General features: G+C 70.6%; 19 protein-coding genes and 1 pseudogene. 8 read left to right on the forward strand and 12 right to left on the reverse strand.

Annotated features, from left to right (window positions below; genetic code table 11):
• Positions 1 to 5: 5 nt before the first annotated feature.
• Positions 6 to 740, reverse strand: coding sequence for a 7-carboxy-7-deazaguanine synthase QueE (locus ETO60_RS10195; protein ID WP_130005360.1), 735 nt, complete (start codon positions 738 to 740; stop codon positions 6 to 8).
• 217 nt (positions 741 to 957) lie between these two features.
• Positions 958 to 3,654, reverse strand: a complete 2,697-nt coding sequence (locus ETO60_RS10200) for a valine--tRNA ligase (protein ID WP_130005362.1) — start codon at positions 3,652 to 3,654, stop codon at positions 958 to 960.
• Positions 3,655 to 3,760: 106 nt separating this feature from the next.
• Between ETO60_RS10200 and ETO60_RS10205 the strand changes: the two genes are divergently transcribed.
• From ETO60_RS10205 to ETO60_RS10220, 4 genes are read left to right on the forward strand one after another with little or no spacing between them, the layout of a single operon-like run.
• Complete coding sequence (locus ETO60_RS10205; RefSeq protein ID WP_130005364.1) at positions 3,761 to 4,870, forward strand: MlaE family ABC transporter permease; 1,110 nt, start codon at positions 3,761 to 3,763, stop codon at positions 4,868 to 4,870.
• 13 nt (positions 4,871 to 4,883) lie between these two features.
• On the forward strand, positions 4,884 to 5,756 hold the full coding sequence (locus ETO60_RS10210) for an ABC transporter ATP-binding protein (protein WP_234026445.1): 873 nt from the start codon (positions 4,884 to 4,886) through the stop codon (positions 5,754 to 5,756).
• 9 nt (positions 5,757 to 5,765) lie between these two features.
• The gene (locus ETO60_RS10215) at positions 5,766 to 6,731 is read left to right on the forward strand and encodes an MlaD family protein (RefSeq protein ID WP_130005367.1); all 966 of its coding nucleotides are present in this window, start codon (positions 5,766 to 5,768) and stop codon (positions 6,729 to 6,731) included.
• Complete coding sequence (locus ETO60_RS10220) at positions 6,731 to 7,345, forward strand: ABC-type transport auxiliary lipoprotein family protein (protein ID WP_130005462.1); 615 nt, start codon at positions 6,731 to 6,733, stop codon at positions 7,343 to 7,345. The genes ETO60_RS10215 and ETO60_RS10220 overlap by 1 nt, the downstream gene beginning before the upstream one ends.
• A 65-nt stretch (positions 7,346 to 7,410) precedes the next feature.
• Here ETO60_RS10220 and ETO60_RS11410 read toward each other — a convergent pair.
• The 3 genes and pseudogenes from ETO60_RS11410 to ETO60_RS10235 form a co-directional block, all read right to left on the reverse strand.
• Positions 7,411 to 8,124, reverse strand: a pseudogene (locus ETO60_RS11410) (Brp/Blh family beta-carotene 15,15'-dioxygenase); the annotation flags it as partial.
• A 199-nt stretch (positions 8,125 to 8,323) separates the two neighbouring features.
• Entirely contained in the window at positions 8,324 to 8,575 is a 252-nt protein-coding gene (locus tag ETO60_RS10230; RefSeq protein ID WP_130005371.1) for an SWIB/MDM2 domain-containing protein, read from the reverse strand.
• Between the two features lie 59 nt (positions 8,576 to 8,634).
• Positions 8,635 to 9,222 carry a YbhB/YbcL family Raf kinase inhibitor-like protein gene (locus ETO60_RS10235; protein ID WP_130005373.1) on the reverse strand — a complete coding sequence of 196 codons (588 nt, stop codon included), beginning with the start codon at positions 9,220 to 9,222 and terminating at the stop codon, positions 8,635 to 8,637.
• A gap of 225 nt (positions 9,223 to 9,447) precedes the next feature.
• Here ETO60_RS10235 and ETO60_RS10240 point away from each other — a divergent pair, with 225 nt between their 5' ends.
• Entirely contained in the window at positions 9,448 to 10,893 is a 1,446-nt protein-coding gene (locus ETO60_RS10240; RefSeq protein ID WP_130005375.1) for a S41 family peptidase, read from the forward strand.
• Between the two features lie 71 nt (positions 10,894 to 10,964).
• Positions 10,965 to 11,294, forward strand: coding sequence for a DUF962 domain-containing protein (locus ETO60_RS10245; protein WP_234026446.1), 330 nt, complete (start codon positions 10,965 to 10,967; stop codon positions 11,292 to 11,294).
• Here the strand turns inward: ETO60_RS10245 and ETO60_RS10250 are convergent.
• The 6 genes from ETO60_RS10250 to ETO60_RS10270 form a co-directional block, all read right to left on the reverse strand.
• Positions 11,291 to 11,728 (reverse strand): COG3650 family protein, encoded by a 438-nt coding sequence (locus tag ETO60_RS10250; RefSeq protein ID WP_234026447.1) that lies wholly within the window; start codon positions 11,726 to 11,728, stop codon positions 11,291 to 11,293. The genes ETO60_RS10245 and ETO60_RS10250 overlap by 4 nt on opposite strands.
• Positions 11,715 to 11,987, reverse strand: coding sequence for a hypothetical protein (locus tag ETO60_RS10255; RefSeq protein WP_130005379.1), 273 nt, complete (start codon positions 11,985 to 11,987; stop codon positions 11,715 to 11,717). Before ETO60_RS10255 ends, ETO60_RS10250 begins: the two co-directional genes overlap by 14 nt.
• Positions 11,988 to 12,061: 74 nt before the next feature.
• Positions 12,062 to 12,589: a DUF3429 domain-containing protein gene (locus tag ETO60_RS10260; protein WP_234026448.1), complete on the reverse strand. Its 528-nt coding sequence runs from the start codon at positions 12,587 to 12,589 to the stop codon at positions 12,062 to 12,064.
• Positions 12,586 to 13,158 (reverse strand): hypothetical protein, encoded by a 573-nt coding sequence (locus ETO60_RS11415; protein WP_234026449.1) that lies wholly within the window; start codon positions 13,156 to 13,158, stop codon positions 12,586 to 12,588. Before ETO60_RS11415 ends, ETO60_RS10260 begins: the two co-directional genes overlap by 4 nt.
• A 125-nt stretch (positions 13,159 to 13,283) precedes the next feature.
• Entirely contained in the window at positions 13,284 to 13,889 is a 606-nt protein-coding gene (locus ETO60_RS10265; RefSeq protein WP_130005383.1) for a fasciclin domain-containing protein, read from the reverse strand.
• Between the two features lie 217 nt (positions 13,890 to 14,106).
• Positions 14,107 to 14,319 (reverse strand): cold-shock protein, encoded by a 213-nt coding sequence (locus tag ETO60_RS10270; protein ID WP_130005385.1) that lies wholly within the window; start codon positions 14,317 to 14,319, stop codon positions 14,107 to 14,109.
• Between the two features lie 691 nt (positions 14,320 to 15,010).
• On the opposite strand from ETO60_RS10270, the gene ETO60_RS11420 reads away from it, so the two are divergent.
• Complete coding sequence (locus ETO60_RS11420; RefSeq protein WP_234026452.1) at positions 15,011 to 15,244, forward strand: DUF2061 domain-containing protein; 234 nt, start codon at positions 15,011 to 15,013, stop codon at positions 15,242 to 15,244.
• Between the two features lie 19 nt (positions 15,245 to 15,263).
• On the opposite strand, the gene ETO60_RS10280 is transcribed toward ETO60_RS11420, so the two are convergent.
• Positions 15,264 to 15,587 carry an HPF/RaiA family ribosome-associated protein gene (locus ETO60_RS10280; protein ID WP_130005387.1) on the reverse strand — a complete coding sequence of 108 codons (324 nt, stop codon included), beginning with the start codon at positions 15,585 to 15,587 and terminating at the stop codon, positions 15,264 to 15,266.
• A gap of 116 nt (positions 15,588 to 15,703) precedes the next feature.
• On the opposite strand from ETO60_RS10280, the gene ETO60_RS10285 reads away from it, so the two are divergent.
• Complete coding sequence (locus ETO60_RS10285; protein WP_234026450.1) at positions 15,704 to 16,333, forward strand: hypothetical protein; 630 nt, start codon at positions 15,704 to 15,706, stop codon at positions 16,331 to 16,333.
• Positions 16,334 to 16,339: the final 6 nt, after the last annotated feature.

The following is a 16,339-nucleotide window of genomic DNA, read 5'->3' on the forward strand; positions in this document are numbered from 1 at the left end:
CCCGATCAGGTGCCGCGCGTGTCCCCGTAGAGGTGGATGTGGAGCCGGTCCGACAGCCGCAGGCCGTGGGCAAGGCACATCGGGGCGAGCCAGCGCTGACGCGCGTGCAGGGTCGCGCTGTCCGTGCCTTCCGCCATCAGGAAGGTCCGCTCCGCCGGCAGGCCGTGCTCCTCCATCAGTGCCAGCACCTCGTCCACATCCCCGGGCTGCGCCACCACGAACTTGAAGAAGGCGCGCGGATCGGCGGCATAGGCGGCGAGGCGTCCGGGCAGCAGGGCGAGCGCAGCCGGGTTGCCGCTGTGCGCGAGCTTCGGGCTGACATTGTACTGCGTCACCCGCGCGTCGAGCGCGGCGGGAGCGCGGGTGGTGCCGTTCGTCTCCACCTCCACCGCCATGTCCGGAAGGTGGTCGAGCAGCCGGGCGAGCGCCGCCCCCTGGAGCAGCGGTTCGCCGCCGGTGATGACGAGCCGGCGCTGTCCCAGCGCGGCGATGCGCGCGGCGACCTCGGCTTCCTCCAGCGTGATCTGGTTCGCCGCGCGCGCGTGCCGCACGCCGCCGCGGTGGAAGCGGTTGTCGCCCTCGAAATGCCAGGTGTAGGGCGTATCGCACCACACGCAGGCAAGGTTGCAGCGCGACAGCCGGACGAAGGCGACGGGCGTGCCGATGCTCGGCCCCTCGCCTTGCAGCGAGGCGAAGATCTCCGGCTCGCCGGGCGCCTGCGTCGCGAGGGTCAGGGGCACGCCTCGTCGCTCCTCAGCCACACATGGACCGCATGTGACACGGTCCAGAAGAACAAGAACACGCCGCCCCGTGCAGGCGGGCGGATNAGAAGAACAAGAACACGCCGCCCCGTGCAGGCGGGCGGATTGAATCGGCAGGTCGGCTCGCATCATCATCATTCCGGGTGTCTGGCATGGTGGCCGCCCGTAGGAAACGCTGGCCTCCCGCCTCGCGCCGCTAGGCCTCGCCCAGCCGCGCCAGCGCCGCCGCCAGCCGCTCCGCCTCGCCTGCGTGGTGGGCGTGATCGGCGCGGGCCTTGGCCACCGCTTCGGGCTTGGCCTTCTCCACGAAGGCGGGGTTGGACAGGCGTTTCGTCAGCGAGTCCGCCTCCTTGCGGCTCGCTTCCAGCGCCTTGTGCAGCCGCGCCCGTTCCGCCGCCACGTCGATCACGCCTTCCAGCGGCACGACGAACACGTCCTCGCCCGCCGTCACCTGCATCGCCGCGCCGGCCGGCGGCGTGCCCACCGTCACCGGGGCCAGCCGCGCAAGCCGTTCGATGGCGGCGCTGCTGCGGCCGATGACCTTTTGCGCCAGCGGCGATGGATCGGCGATGGTCGCGGCGAGCTTCACGCCGGGGGCAATGCCCAGTTCGCTCCGCGCGCTGCGGGTCGCGGTGGTCAGCGTGATTACCCAGTCGATCGCGGCCTTGGCATCGGCGTCCACGGTCGCGTCCGGCCGAGGCCACTGCGCCGTGATCAGCGGATAGTGGGACCGCTCGCCCCGCGCCTGCCACAGTTCTTCGGTGACGAAGGGCATGAAGGGGTGCAGCATCACGAGGATCTGGTCGAGCGCCCAGCCGGCGACCGCGCGCGTCTCGGCCGCGGCCGGCGTGTCCGTCTCGCCCTGCAGCACCGGCTTGATGAGTTCGAGATACCAGTCGCAGAACCGGTCCCACACGAAATGGTAGATCGCGTCCGCCGCCGCGTCAAAGCGCAGGTCGGCGAGCGCCTTGTCCAGCCGGGCCAGCGTCTCCACCACCTCGCCGACGATCCACTGGTTCACGGCGAGGCGCGCGGGCGGGGCGGCGATGGTCGTGCTGCCGCCGATGCCGTTGGCCTGGCAGAACCGCGCCGCGTTCCACAGCTTCGTCGCGAAGTTGCGGTATCCCTCGACCCGCTTCTCGTCGAGCTTGATGTCCCGCCCTTGGCTCTCGGTCGCGGCCATGAAGAAGCGCAGTGCATCTGCGCCGTAGCGGTCGATGAGGCCGAGAGGATCGACGACATTGCCCTTGGACTTGGACATCTTCTGCCCGTCCGCGGCGCGCACGAGGCCATGGAGGTAGAGCCGCTTCCAAGGCGCTTCGTCCCTGTTGTAGTACCCCATCATCAGCATCCGGGCGTCCCAGAAGAACAGGATGTCGAAGCCGGAGATCAGCAGGTCGTTGGGGTAGTGCCTGGCGAGGAGGTCGTCCGCGTCCGGCCAGCCGAGCGTGGCGAACGGCCACAGGGCGGAGGAGAACCAGGTGTCGAGGACGTCCTCGTCCTGCCGCAGCACGGCATCCGGGCCGGCCAGCGCCTGTGCCGCCGCTTCATCGGGCGCGACGAAGGCCGTGCCGTCGGCATCGTACCACGCCGGCACCCGGTGCCCCCACCACAGCTGGCGGCTGACGCACCACGGCAGGATGTTCTCCATCCAGTTGAAGAAGGTCTTTTCCCAGCTTTTTGGCACGATCTCGACTTCGCCGGAACGCACCGCCTCGATCGGCCGCTGCGCCAGCTTGGCGGCGTCGACATACCACTGGTCGGTCAGCCACGGTTCGATCGGCACGCCGCCGCGGTCGCCATAGGGCAGCTGGATCGTGCGCGGTTCGGCGTCGTGTTCCGCGCCGTCCTTGTCGATGTGCGGCACGAGGAAGCCCTGCGCCTTCAGCAGCGCCACGACGCGCTCGCGCGCGGCGTAGCGGTCGAGGCCGAGCAGCTCCTCGGGCACCAGCCCGTCCGCCGTCTGCGTCACGCAGGCGTCGGCGTCGAACATGTTGAGCATGTCGGCGGCCGCGATGCCCGCGCGCCGTGCCACCTCGAAGTCGTTGAAGTCGTGCCCCGGCGTGATCTTGACCGCGCCCGAACCCAGTTCCGGGTCGGCGTGCGCGTCGGCGATGATCGGGATTTCGCGGCCCGTGATCGGCAGGCGCACCTTTGCCCCGCGCGCGACGAGGTCGCGATACCGTTCATCCTCCGGGTGCACCGCCACCGCCATGTCGGCCAGCATGGTTTCCGGCCGGGTGGTGGACACGCGCACCTCGCCGCTGCCCTCGGCCAGCGGATAGCGCAAAGTCCAGAAATGGCCCTGCACCTCGCGCGTTTCGACCTCCAGGTCGCTGATCGCGGTTTTCAGCTTGGGGTCCCAGTTCACCAGCCGCTTGTCGCGGTAGACGAGGCCGTCATTGTAGAGGTCGACGAACACCTTGGTCACCGCGCGGGTGAAGTGCGGGTCCATGGTGAACTGTTCGCGCGACCAGTCCATCGAGCAGCCCAGCCGGCGCAGCTGGCGGGTGATGGCGCCGCCGCTTTCCTCCTTCCACTCCCACACCTTCTGCACGAACGCCTCGCGGGTGAAGTCGGTGCGCTTCTCGCCGCGCTCGGCCATCTGGCGTTCCACCACCATCTGCGTGGCGATGCCGGCGTGGTCGGTGCCCACCACCCACAGCGCGTCCTTGCCGCGCATCCGTTCATGGCGGACGACGATGTCCTGCAGCGTGTTGTCGAGCGCGTGGCCGATGTGGAGCGAGCCGGTGACGTTGGGCGGCGGATTGACGATGGTGAACGGCTCGGCATCCGGTCGCGCGGGGCGGAACAGGCCGCGTTCCTCCCAGAAGGCATACCAGCGGGCCTCAAGGGCGGCGGGGTCGAAGGTGGTGGGAAGGGCGCTGTCCATGACGCGCGCGTCATGCCAGCGCGCTCCACGGCGCGCAACGGCGCGCAGCGCAACGGGGGCGTCCGGCGGCTTGCCCGCTTGCCGTTTTGCCAGCATAGGGAGGGAGATGCGGACGGGGGCGGCCTTCGAAATCGACGGCGAGGACGGCGGCGCGCGGCTGCGCCTGTCGGGCGCATACCTCCTGTCGACCATCGGAGCCGTCGAAAAGCCGCTTGGCCAGGTCAGCGGGCCGGTGGCGGCGGTCGACCTTGGCGGCATCACGGCCATCGACACGGTGGGCGCGTGGCTGGCGCTGTCGACGGCGCGGCGGCTCGACGCGCCGCTCGAGAACGGCAGCGAACGGACCGAGCGGCTGATCCGCGCCGTGGCGGACACGGGCGAGGCGGAGGAGCCTTGGCCGACGCGCGCGCCGATCTGGCGCCGCGTGCCGGCTCGCATGGGCGAGCTGGTGGTGGAGTTCTTCACCGCGCTTGTCGGCGTCGTCGGCTTCATCGGCCAGATCCTGCTCGCCGCGGGCGCGCTGATCCGCCATCCGCGCCGCTTCCGCGGCAACGCGCTGGTCAACCAGATGGAGAAGGTCGGCGTGTCCGCCCTGCCCATCGTCGGGTTGATGAGCTTTCTCATCGGCATCGTCATCGCCCAGCAGGGCGCCGTGCAGCTGGCGCAGTTCGGGGCGGAGACGCTGACGGTCAATCTCGTCGGCCGCATCACCCTGCGCGAACTCGGTGTGCTGATGACGGCGATCATGGTCGCGGGCCGCTCGGGCAGCGCCTTCGCCGCCCAGCTTGGCACCATGAAGCTGACCGAGGAGATCGATGCCATGCGCACCATCGGCATCTCCCCGATCGAGGCGCTGGTGATTCCCCGGGTGCTGGCCGCGATCCTCGTCATGCCGCTGCTCGGCTTCTATGCCTCTGTGATGGCGATCATCGGCGGGGCGGTCATTGCCGACCTGACGCTCGGCATCCCCTTCCTCAGCTTCATCCAGCGGATCCAGGACGTCGTGCCGACCTACGATCTGTGGGTCGGACTGATCAAGGCGCCGATCTTCGGCCTGATCATCGCCCTGTCCGGCTGCTACCAGGGGATGCAGGTGCGCGGCAATTCGGAGGAGGTGGGGCTGCGGACGACGACCTCCGTGGTGGCGGCGATCTTCATGGTCATCGTCGTGGACGCCTTCTTCGCCGTGTTCTTCACCAATGTCGGCTGGGGCTGAGATGGAAGACCCCATGCCCGACACCGCCGAGGGGCAGAACTTCCCGATTGTGGTCGAAGACCTGCGCAACGCCTTTGGCGAGCAGGTGATCCACGACGGGCTGTCGCTCAAGGTCAGGCGGGGGGAGATCCTTGGCGTCGTCGGCGGTTCGGGCACCGGCAAGTCGGTGCTCATGCGGTCGATCATCGGCCTGCAGACCCCGACCGCCGGCGACATCCGCGTGTTCGGGCGTTCGATCACCGACCGCGAGCCTGACGAGGTGCTCGGCGTGCGCGACCGCTGGGGCGTGCTGTTCCAGGGCGGGGCGCTGTTCTCCACCCTGACGGTGGGCGAGAACGTCGAGATTCCGCTCAAGCAGTTCTATCCCAACCTCTCGGCGGCGAGCCGCCACGACATCGCCCGCTACAAGGTCCGCATGAGCGGCCTGCCCGAAGAGGCGATCGGCAAGTTTCCGTCCGAGCTGTCCGGCGGCATGAAGAAGCGTGCGGGGCTCGCCCGCGCGCTGGCGCTTGATCCTGAACTGCTGTTCCTCGACGAGCCGACGGCGGGGCTGGACCCGATCGGCGCCGCGGCCTTCGACCGGCTGATCGCGGGGCTGCAGGAGACGCTCGGCCTGACGGTGTTCCTGATCACCCACGATCTCGACACGCTGCACGAGATCTGCGACCGGGTGGCGGTGCTTGCCGACCGGCGGGTCATCGCCGTGGACACGGTGCCCAACCTCATGAAGCTCGACCATCCGTGGATCAACGAATACTTCAACGGGCCGCGCGGCCGCGCGGCGCTGACGGCGCAGGCGCTCGAGACGCTGCGCAGCCACATGGACATGCCCATCGCCGGACTGCCGATCAAGGCGATGGACAAGGCCGATCCTTCAAGAGCATAGGCGGGACGAATGGAAACACGGGCAAATCACGTGTGGGTCGGCGTCGTCAGTCTCGCCCTTCTGGCGGCGCTGGCGCTGTTCATCGTCTGGATCGCCCGTCTGGGACAGGGCGAGCAGAACAGCTACGACATCTTCTTCAACCAGTCGGTGCAGGGGCTCGCCAACGGCTCGCAGGTCAGCTTCGCCGGGGTGCCGGTGGGCCAGGTGGCCGAGATCGCCCTGTGGGAGCGTGACCCCCAGTTCGTCCGGGTGCGGGTGCGCGTGAACGAAGGCGTGCCGATCCTGGTCGGCACCACCGCCACCATCCAGGGCAGCTTCACCGGCGTGTCGACGATCCTGCTCGACGGCGCCCGGCGCGGCGCGGCGCCGATCACCTGCGCCACCGGCGGCTGCCCGGAAGGCGTCCCCATCATTCCGACCCGGCCGGGCGGGCTGGGCGAGATCCTGTCCAACGCGCCGCTCCTGCTCGAGCGGCTGGCGACGCTGACGGAGCGGCTGACGCAGCTGCTCTCCGACCGCAACCAGGGCGAGATCGCCGGCATTCTCGCCAACACCAACCAGCTCACGCGGGAATTCACCGGCCTTGGCGCCGCCACCGAGCGGACGCTGGCGGAGTTGCAGATCACCCTGCGCGAGTCGAGCGAGGCGCTGAACGAGTTCGAGAACGTGACCCGCTCGACCGACCGGATCCTCAACGAGGAGGGCAACCAGCTGGCGCAGCAGCTGCGCACCACGCTCAACTCTGCGAGCGGCGCCGCGCGGGCGCTGGAGCAGAGCCTGGCGCAGACCGAGCCGGTCGCCCGGCAATTGACGGAAACGACCCTGCCCGCGGCAGAGGCGACGCTGCGCGACCTGCGCGCCACGAGCCGCGCCCTGCGCGCCGTGACCGAGGAGGTGCAGGCGCGGGGCGCCTCGTCGCTCATCTCGGGCAACCGCCTTCCCGACTACGACCCCAGCAAGGATTACAGCCGGTGATGCTCTCCCGTGTGAACGCCGTTCCGAAGCGTCGCGGCGCCTCTGCCGCTGCCGTGGTGATGCTGGGCCTGGCGCTCGCCGGCTGCGTCCGGCTCGGTCCGCGGCCTCCAGCATCGCTGCTCACCCTCACCCCGGCCAGCGTGGCGGCCAGCGGGCGCGATGCTGCGGGCGCGGCGTCCTCGGCCATCACCCTGTCCGAATTCGACGCGCCGGCGCGCCTCGACGTGCTGCGCGTGCCGGTCCAGATCACCGACAGCCAGGTCGCCTATGTCGCCGATGTCGCCTGGGTGGAGCGGCCGGCGCGGCTCTTCCGCCGGCTCATCGCCGAAACGCTGCGGTCGCGCTCCAACCGGCTGGTCGTGGACGGGGACGATCCGGGCGTCGTCTCGTCGCAGCGGCTGACGGGAGTGCTGCGCGAATTCGGCTACGACGCGCGCACGTCCTCGGTGGTCGTCCGCTTCGACGCCGTGCGCAGCACCGCGGGGGGCGCCGTCTCCACCCGCCGGTTCGAAGCGGTGGTGCCGGGCATCCCGCCCGAAGGCGCGGCGATCGGCGACGCGCTCAACCGGGCGGCCAACCAGGTCGCGGACGAAGTGGCCGCCTGGTTCCTGTAGACGCTGCGCCGAGGGACTGCGCCCGGCACCCGCAGCGCGCGCAGCGGCAGGAGGTGCGGCAGGATCAGACCAACTCCCGCCGCAGCCAGAAAGGGCAGCGGCACGTTCGCCTGCGGCACCGCCACCACCAGCCCGGCCGCGACCAGCGCGCTGGCCGCGCCCACGGCGGCCACGATGCGCCACGGATGCGGGGTCTTCTCCAGCAACCGGGCTGAGACCGGGCCTGCGTGGCCCAGCACGAACACCACCCCCGTCGCGAGCACCGGATGCAGGAGCGCCGGCGCCGCGAGCATCGCCCACAGCGCCGCGTCGCCGGGCGCACGGCGCAGGGCGGCCAAGGCGAGAAGCACGGCGGCCGCACCGGCAGCGGCGAGAACCGTGACGAGGACGCCGGGAACGGGCGCGCCGCACAGGGCGGCAAACACGGCCGCCGTCTCGGTCGGACGCAGCAGCGCGCTGCCCCCGATGGCCAGGCCGGCGATTGCGAGGCGGCGGACCCACGGCTGGCCGGCGCCGTCGGCGGCGAAATGCCAGCCGGACAGGAGGAGGAACAGCGCCAGCACCATCACCGGCGCCAGCAGAACCGTGGTGCCCGCGATTATGCCGACGCCGGCATAACGGACGCCGTGCCGCGCGTCGCGCAGCAGCGATACGCCATCTGGCGCGAAGGCGCCGTGCGGGAGACCGGCGAGGAACAGGGCTAGGCCGGCGCCCACGGCGGGCTCGGTGCCGCCTGCGCCGATCGCCAGCGCCGCGGCGAGCAGCGCCAGCGGCAGCATCCCCGGCGCCCGCCGCGGTGCAGTCCCGACCCGGCGGCGCGCGGTGCGACAAGGGGAACGGGGCAAGGCGGTCGGCGAAAGGCTCACCCTTCCGCAACGCCGGGAGCGCGTTCGCTTTCCCGGCGCGCCGCCTGCCGGGCGGCGCAACCGGACCGGCCACGCGGGCCGCAGTCCGGCTGCGCCGGTGCGGGAATCAGCTTCAGCTCAGATGGCGCGACACCGCCGCGGTCATCTTGAACATCGAGATCTCGTCCTTGCCGATGACCTTGCCCAGCTTGTCGTCGGGCACGATCATGCGCTTGTCCGTCGACTTCTGCAGATCATGCTTCTTGATGTATTCCCACACTTTAGAGGTGACCTGGGCGCGGGTCATCGGACCCTTGCCGACGATGTCCTCCAGTTCGCCCGACACCTTTACCGGTTGTTGCAGGGCGTTCTTCTTTTCGGCCATGGTGGTTCCTTTCCTGAACTCGACGCGCCCATATGCCACGGGAATGGCGACACGCAAAGTCAGCCCGGCCCGTCATCCTCAGCCTCGTCCCAGTCCTCGTCCGGGGCAGCGAAGCGGGCGAGGAGAGCGGCGGCGCCGGTCACCCGGCCCGCGATCCGCGCCAGCACCTGCTCCCGCGTCGCTCCCGGCGGCAGGTCCACAGCGACGTCAGAGGCGAACAGCTGGAACAGGTAGCGGTGCGTCCCGTCCTCGGCCGCCAGCGGCGGCGGCAGCCATTCGGAATTGCCGGCCGCGTTCTTGCCGGCGCGTGGCGGCGTCTCCCCTTCGAGCAGCTTGGCCCGCTGCGCCGGAAGGCCCCAGACGAGCCAGTGGCAGGGAGCGCCCGGTGCGTCGACGTCCTCGACCAGCAGCAGGAGTTCGGCCGTGCCGGAGGGAGGGGCGCTCCAGTCCAGCGGCGGCGCGACGGCGTCCTCCTCGTGCGCGGTGAAGCTTTCGTCGAGCGCCTCGCCGTTGGCGAAGGCTGCGCTTGTCAGGACCAGTCCTCCGGCGCCGACCACCTCCTCCGGCACACTGGCGATGGCAGGCACGGCGCGGGGCGGGCCGTCACCCAGAAGCGCGCCGAGCCAGGGGGGTAGGGTCTCGTTCATCGTTCGGGCATTCCTTGCTGCATCAGGTCCGCCTCATGGCCGGTGCCGCGCCGATGGTCGAGCGCTTTCGGCCATACGTCGGTGCACCGACCGCCAGAGCATCCGCACGGGCCACCATCGACCGCCGAAATCTTCGCTTGATCACAAGGAGTTGTGCGGTCATTCTGCCGGGCTGCGGGGGAACTGACGCAGAAAGACGGGTTCAGGATGCACGCACGCGCAGGGATGAAATCGGGGCGCCGCTGGCGCATGGTCGTCGCCCTTCTCGCGTCGGCCAGTCTTGCGGCGTGCGGCGGGGGGAGCGGTGGCGGCGGTTCGGGCGGCACGGGCAGCCCGCCATCCGGCGGCTTCAATCCCGCGCCGTCTCCGACCCCGCCACCAACCGCGCAATGTTCCCTGGCGGAGCGGCAGAGCTGGGTGAAGGCGCAGATCGACCAGTATTACCTGTTCCCCGAACTGGTGGCGCAAGGGGTGAACCCGGCCGCCTTCACCACGGTGCAGGACTACATCGACGCGCTTGTCGCGCCGGCGCGGGCGCAGGGCCGCGACCGGTTCTTCACTTACATCACCTCGATCGCGGAGGAAAACGCCCTCATCAACACCGGCTCCAATGCCGGCTTCGGCATCCGGCTGTCCTATCAGGGGACGCGGGTGTTCGTGTCCGAAGCGTTCGAGGGTGCGCCGGGCCTTGCGGCCGGTCTCGACCGCGGCACCGAACTGCTCGCCATCAACGGAACCAGCGTCGCCAGCCTGATCGCGGAGGGCGGGCCGGCGGCCGTGAGCCGTGCCCTGGGGCCGAGCGATCCGGGGGTGACGCGCTCGCTGCGCTTCACCGATGCGAGCGGGGTTGTCCGCGAGGCGAGCGTGACGAAGGCGGACTACGCCCTCGACCCGGTGTCCGACCGCTACGGCGTGCGGATCCTCGACGACGGCGGCACACGGGTCGGCTATCTCAACCTGCGCACCTTCATCGTCCGGCGGGGCGATGACGAGCTGCGCGCGGCCTTTCGCCAGTTCCAGGCGGCCGGGGTGACGCAGATCATCCTCGACTTCCGCTACAATGGCGGCGGTCTCGTCTCTCAGGCGGAGCTGCTCGGCAGCCTGCTGGGCCGCAACTATGTCGGCCAGGTGTTCAGCCGCACGGAATTCCGCCCCTCCCTCGCCAGCGAGAACCGGGTCGCGCTGTTCCGCGCCGAGGCCGAGGCGATCGGCGTCACCCGCCTGGCGGTGATCGGCACTGAAGGCACCGCGTCCGCGAGCGAGCAGGTCGCCAACGCCTTCATCCCCCTGCTGGGCAGCAACCTCGCCCTTGTCGGGGCGAACACCTCCGGCAAGCCGGTGGGGCAGATCGCGCTGGACCGGGCGGCGTGCGACGACCGCCTGCGCGTGGTCGCCTTCCGGACCGTCAACGCGGCGGGACAGGGCGACTACTACAACGGCCTTGCGCGGGTGATGCCGAACACCTGCCGCGCGGCCGACGACCTGTCGCGCCCGCTCGGCGATCCGCAGGAAGCCTCCACCCGCGCCGCGCTGGACTTCCTTGCCGGTCGCAGCTGCACGCCGATCGCCGGCGAGGGTGTGCAGGCTCCGCAGGCGGCGCAGCCCGAGCGGGCGCTGCTGCGCAGCTTCACCGACAACGCCGCGCAGCGCGAGGTGCCGGGCCTGTTCTGAACGCCCCCTGCGCTCGGCGCCCTTTGACAAGCCGGTCGCGGACATGGCAGCATCGTGTCATGCGCGCGTCGATGACACCCGATGCCTTCTGGCTTCACTACCTGCGCGAACATTCGCGTCCGGGGACACGGGCGCTGCACTATGCGGGCACGACGCTCGTGGTCGGGCTGGCCCTGCTTGCCCTTGTCACGGGGCGGTGGCTGCTGCTCGCCGCCCTGCCGCTGGCCGGCTACGGCTTTGCCTGGCTGGCGCACTGGCTGGTCGAGCGCAACCGGCCGGCCACCTTCACGCACCCGTGGTGGAGCCTGCGCGCGGACTTCCGCATGTGGTGGCTGTGGCTGACCGGGCGGCTGGAGCCGGAGCTGCGCCGCGCAGGGGTGCAGCCCGGAACGGCCGTCTAGGGCGCCGCTGGTCCGCTGAACGGCGTCCGGTCGCTCCACCCGCAGCCCGCCCGCTGCTCCGTTCCCAGCTTCAGCGTCACGGTGAACGGGTAACGCCGGTCCGACATGCCGTCGGAGCACGGCGCGGCGGTCAGCACCACGTCAAGCGCCGCACCATCAAGCGTGCCGCTGAACGACAGGCCGTTGTTGCCCGCGAAGCGGCGCACGCGGGCGGTGCTGCCTGCGGGCGTGTCCGGTGTCGTGTAGGTCAGCGTGTCGCCCTGAACGCTCGCGTTCCAGAACGGCTCCGTGCCGATCATCCGCACCGTCTCGTCCGGGCCGATGCCGGAGAAGGGAGAGGTCTGGTCGGACTGCCCCATCGTTCCGCAGGCGGACAGGGCAAGCGCGGCCGCGCCCGCCCACATCCCGACACGCACCCGGTCACCGCGGCGCATCGGCGATGGTTCCGTCCTCGTTGGTCGTGTAGCCACCCTGCGGACCGCCGGCAGCCGTGGCCGGGGCGGCCGTCGTGGCGGTGCCGGGCTCGACGCCGGGCGGAACGGCCTGCACCGGGGCGGGCGTTGCCGCCACTCCCGCCGCGGGCGCGGTTGCGCCGGCCTGCGTCGGCAGGTCGGTGTTCGTCGGCGCGTTCTGGTTGCAGGCGGCCGCGAGCAGCAGCACGGGGGCACTCAAGACCGCAAGGCGAAGGGGCATCGGGCAGTTCCTTTCTGGCAGTGTCACCGTCGAACGATCGTCCCGGCATGGAGTGCCGGCACGACGCTTGCTCCTCAAGACAGCGCGACGAGCAGCGTTGCCGCAGCCAGTCCCTCCGACAGCGGCCAGCGCAAGCGCATCCACCAGCGCGGCGCATGATGCCGCGCGAGACGGCGATCGACAAGCGGGCTCGCCGCCAGCGCCAGCGCCAGCACCACCAGCGACGGTCCCGGCCACTGGAGCCCGAACACCCACGGCAGATAGGTGGCGAGCGCGAGCAGGCTGGGCGCCACGGCCGCGATCCAGAGAGAGGTCGGGACCGGCTCGTGCCGGTGGTCGGCCGCTGCGGCGAGACCCCACCACAGCCCGCCGAGAAACGAGAGGATGAGCGCCGCATAACCCCAGGCGATAGCCAGAGCGGCATAGCGCCACTCCGGCGGTCCCGCCCACACCGCCGCCGCGCAGGCGAGCTGCGGCAGCAGGCCGGCCCAGCCGAGCCGGAGCGGCCAGTGCGGGACGGCCGCCTGCCCATGCCCGTGCCGGTCCGGCGATGGGTGTCCGGGGCGGCCCAGCTGTTCGACCGGGCCTTGGTCGCCTCTCAATGTTTCGGACCTGCCGGTTGAGCGCCGTCCGCCTCGGAGATGTCGAGATGAACCACGCTCACCGCCGTGTGGACGGAAATCTCGTCCGTCAGCATCAGCTCGACCGTGTAGCGCCCCAGCATTTCCCCCGGCTCGATCGTGACCGCCACGGCTCCGGGAGCGAGCGCGAAGCCGTTGCCGGCGGGAGCCGGGCCGAGCGGCCATGCGTCGAAGGCCAGTTCCTCGCCATAGGGCTGTCCGTCCGGGGCGGTGATCCGGACGCGCGCCGACAGCCAGCACTTGCCGTCCGGGTCGCGGCGGCAATTGCCGAACAGGATGAGCTGCTGCACGCGCTGAAGGCGGCGGGCCGCAAGCGACGTGCGGGGAGCGGGACGGGCTCCGCTGCCCATCTGCTGCGCCAGAGTGTCGGGATCGGTGGTCCACAGGTGGATCACGTGGAGATTGCCGGCACGGCTTTCGACGGCGGCGACATTCGCCTGCGGCTGCGCGGACAGTGGCGCGGCGAGGAGGGCGAGGAGGGCAGTGGCGAGTGTCCCGAGGCTCCGTCCGATGCTCGTCATGCCGGTCATCCCCAACGCCTTTCGCCAGACTGCGCCGCGCCCAGAATGACGTGTTCCCGCGCGGGCGACAACACGAAAAGGGGAGGCCCCGGCCGGCGCCGCCCCTCAGCCTTGTCCGCGGGCCGTGCAGCGCTTCAGCGCGGCATCAGCACCCGGTCGATGGCGTGGATCACGCCGTTGCTGGCATTGACGTCGGTCTGCACCACGCGCGCGCGGTTGCCGGCGGCGTCGGTCAGGACCACGGTGTTGCCATCGAGCGTCGCGGTGAGTGTCGCGCCGTTGACGGTCGTCAGCCGGTGCCCGCCGCTCCCCGCAGCCTGAACGGCCTGCGTCAGCGTGGCCGCATCGGTCGTCCCCGGCACCACATGGTAGGTCAGGATCGAGCGCAGATCCTCGCGTCCGGCCGGGCTGAGCAGCTGGTCACGTGTCGCCTGCGGCACCCCGTTGAAGGCCGCGTTGGTGGGCGCGAACACGGTGAACGGCCCGGGACCGGACAGCGTCTCGCCCAGTCCCGCCGACTGCACCGCCGTCACCAGTGTCGAGAAATCCGGATTGCCCTGAGCGACCTGAACCACGTTCCCCGAGGCGGCCGGTGCGGTGGCGGTGGCCGTCGTCCCGGCGACCGTGGTGTCGGCCGTCGTCGTCGTGGTGGTGGTGCCGGTGCCGGTGTCGTTCGCCGACCCGCACGCCGTCAGGGCAAGCGCGCCGAGCCCGGCAAAGAGTGCTGTCCGTGTCCTCATTGGTCCGTTCTTTCCGTTCGCAATTGATCCGCACGGGGTTGCGGACGGGCTCGCGACCCGTCTGCACCCCGCAACTTGACGATTGTTAATGCCGGTTGTTCCAGCCGCGGCGGTTTCGTGGCGGCGTTTGGGAACAATCCCGTGGTGCGGGCACAAAAAAGGCGCCAGGCCGGATCTTCCCCGCCTGGCGCCTTTCGAGCGCTGGAACGCCGCGGCGTCAGCCGGCGGGTGAGAGGTTCACGGCGCTTTCCTTGCCGTTGCGGCCGCGCTCGACCTCGAAGTTCAGCCGCTGATCCTTGTCGAGCGTGTGCATCCCGGCCGCCTGCACGGCGGTGATGTGGACGAAGCTGTCAGCCGAGCCGTCATCGGGCTGGATGAAGCCATAGCCCTTGTCGGCGTTGAAGAATTTGACGGTGCCAGTCTTGGTCATGTGGAGTTCCTTTCAAGAACGTCGTGGTGTGTCCGGCGTCGTGCCGGACGGTCGTGCTTCGCATCGTTCAGGGAAGGGAACTCGTCCTCTGCGGCTGGCGCGGCTGAAGCCGGGCGGCGCAAAATCGGAAATCCGTCGCAATCGTCGACGTCAGCCCCGTTGCCGTAGCACGATACGCTCCAATCTCCTAATCGTGGATTTCCTCGCCATCCTGGTGGAACCGGGAGACGCATGGCTCGCTCAGGAAGGTCAGGAGGGCAGGCAGGTTGTGCAGACAGATGAAGGCGAGTGCAGGTGGGACACGGGCGCGCTGGCTGCGCCGGCCCGTATGCCTGTGCAGCCGGATGACCTCCACAGGCTGTCCGGCGGCGCAGCGTGTGCGGGGCGGGGATCGGCGCGGCGGATGATGCCCGTGTTCTCTCCAGAGGCGGCGACCGGTGCGGACCTGCTCGGAAGGGCGGAGGCGATCCGCGTCCGCTTCGGCCGTTGCCAGCACAACGGCGCGGCGCTCACCGCGCGGTGGGACGGGCACGACGTCGCCGTGCCGCCGACGGCGGCCGGTGCCGGGGAGATCCGCACCGCGCCCGTGCCGCGTCCGGTCGCGCAGGGCGGGTCTGCTCCGGCCTCATCCCCGTCCCGCGCGCCGGCCGAGGCCGGCAGTGCCGAACCGTGGGTGCCGCCGCGCTGGCTGGTGCCGTTTGGCCGGGATTTCACCAAGACCCTGACCTTTCTGGCGCTGCACCTGCTGGTCGGCTTCACCGTGGCCTATGTATTCACGGGGTCAGTCGCGATCGCCAGCGGCATCGCCCTCGTCGAGCCGCTGGTGAACGCGGTGGTGTTCTTCTTTCACGAGAAGGCGTGGCGGCGATCGGAGGTGCCGCTGCTCGACATCATGCTTCACCGCCACACGCGGACCGGCGTCTGAGCACCGGGCCGCAGCCCCGTCATCCGCGCGGGTGCCGGTCGGCCTTGCCGAAGTGGCTGTCGAGCAGCGACACGAGCTTCGCGCCGGCCTGACGGGCGGCGGAGTCGACGTCACCGGCTGTCGCCGTGACCGCCACCGGTGCGCCGCCGCGCGGGCGCGCCTCGATCGTGCACTTCTTGTCGTCCGCGCCGCCGCGGGAGGCGTTTTCGTCCACCACATGCACTTCCAGGCGGGTCAGGCGGTCGGCGAACCGCGCCAGCCGTTCGCGCAGCTGCGTTTCGATGCGCTCGGCGACGTTCTCGGTTCCCATCACGCTGCTGTCGGTGTTGAACTGGAAGTCCATGCTCTGCTCTCTCCTTGATGTGGCCGGTATGAAGGAGAACCGGGCGGGGGCGCCGGCGGTTCCGGACGGCGCGCGTGGACTGGCGGGATGAGACCTGGGTCGCTACCATCCTGCCGATGAAGCCCGTTTTCGGCCCCGGACGCGTTCTGGCCCTGCTTTGTGCGGCGGCGCTCTCCGGCTGCGTGTCCGCCAGCGCCGGACGCCATGCTGCACAGGACGCGTTCTTCGCCGCCCTGTCGAGCCACTGCGGGCGGGCCTATGCCGGCGCTCTGGTGTCGAGCGATGCGGCCGACGCCGCCATGGCCGGCCGGGCGATGCAGATGCACGTGCGCGACTGCACGGGGACGCGGGTGGCCATCGCCTTCCACATCGAGACCGCCGATGGCGTGTGGGACCGCTCGCGCACCTGGCTGGTCAGCCGGGTGGAGGAGGGGCTGCTGCTGCAGCACGATCACCGCCATGCCGACGGCAGCGCGGATGCGGTGACGCTCTATGGCGGCCGTACGACCGGCCCGGGGACCCCGCGCGCGCAGGAGTTTCCGGTCGATCCGTTCAGCATCGCCCTGTTCCGGGCAAACGGCCTCGAGGCCAGCGTCACGAACGTCTGGCGCGTGGAGGTCGACCCGCGCGGCGTGCCGGGCGGCCGCTATGCCTATCAGCTCCGCCGCGAGGGGCGGCTGTTCAGGGTCGAGTTCGACACCACGCGGCCCATCCCCGTGCCTCCGCCGGCGTGGGGCTGGACATGACGCGGG

Source organism: Qipengyuania thermophila, from assembly GCF_004153605.1.
GTDB lineage: Bacteria > Pseudomonadota > Alphaproteobacteria > Sphingomonadales > Sphingomonadaceae > Qipengyuania_B > Qipengyuania_B thermophila.

Coding starts and splice junctions, on each gene's coding strand:
- ETO60_RS10280 (WP_130005387.1), bottom strand. CDS start 15,587: ATGGACTTCCAGTTCAACACCGACAGCAGCGTGATGGGAACCGAGAAC.
- ETO60_RS11415 (WP_234026449.1), bottom strand. CDS start 13,158: ATGACCGGCATGACGAGCATCGGACGGAGCCTCGGGACACTCGCCACT.
- ETO60_RS10250 (WP_234026447.1), bottom strand. CDS start 11,728: ATGCGCCGCGGTGACCGGGTGCGTGTCGGGATGTGGGCGGGCGCGGCC.
- ETO60_RS10200 (WP_130005362.1), bottom strand. CDS start 3,654: ATGGACAGCGCCCTTCCCACCACCTTCGACCCCGCCGCCCTTGAGGCC.
- ETO60_RS10255 (WP_130005379.1), bottom strand. CDS start 11,987: ATGCCCCTTCGCCTTGCGGTCTTGAGTGCCCCCGTGCTGCTGCTCGCG.
- ETO60_RS10265 (WP_130005383.1), bottom strand. CDS start 13,889: ATGAGGACACGGACAGCACTCTTTGCCGGGCTCGGCGCGCTTGCCCTG.
- ETO60_RS10205 (WP_130005364.1), top strand. CDS start 3,761: ATGCGGACGGGGGCGGCCTTCGAAATCGACGGCGAGGACGGCGGCGCG.
- ETO60_RS10215 (WP_130005367.1), top strand. CDS start 5,766: ATGGAAACACGGGCAAATCACGTGTGGGTCGGCGTCGTCAGTCTCGCC.
- ETO60_RS10210 (WP_234026445.1), top strand. CDS start 4,884: ATGCCCGACACCGCCGAGGGGCAGAACTTCCCGATTGTGGTCGAAGAC.
- ETO60_RS10220 (WP_130005462.1), top strand. CDS start 6,731: ATGCTCTCCCGTGTGAACGCCGTTCCGAAGCGTCGCGGCGCCTCTGCC.
- ETO60_RS10245 (WP_234026446.1), top strand. CDS start 10,965: ATGACACCCGATGCCTTCTGGCTTCACTACCTGCGCGAACATTCGCGT.
- ETO60_RS10230 (WP_130005371.1), bottom strand. CDS start 8,575: ATGGCCGAAAAGAAGAACGCCCTGCAACAACCGGTAAAGGTGTCGGGC.
- ETO60_RS10240 (WP_130005375.1), top strand. CDS start 9,448: ATGAAATCGGGGCGCCGCTGGCGCATGGTCGTCGCCCTTCTCGCGTCG.
- ETO60_RS10270 (WP_130005385.1), bottom strand. CDS start 14,319: ATGACCAAGACTGGCACCGTCAAATTCTTCAACGCCGACAAGGGCTAT.
- ETO60_RS10235 (WP_130005373.1), bottom strand. CDS start 9,222: ATGAACGAGACCCTACCCCCCTGGCTCGGCGCGCTTCTGGGTGACGGC.
- ETO60_RS10285 (WP_234026450.1), top strand. CDS start 15,704: ATGAAGCCCGTTTTCGGCCCCGGACGCGTTCTGGCCCTGCTTTGTGCG.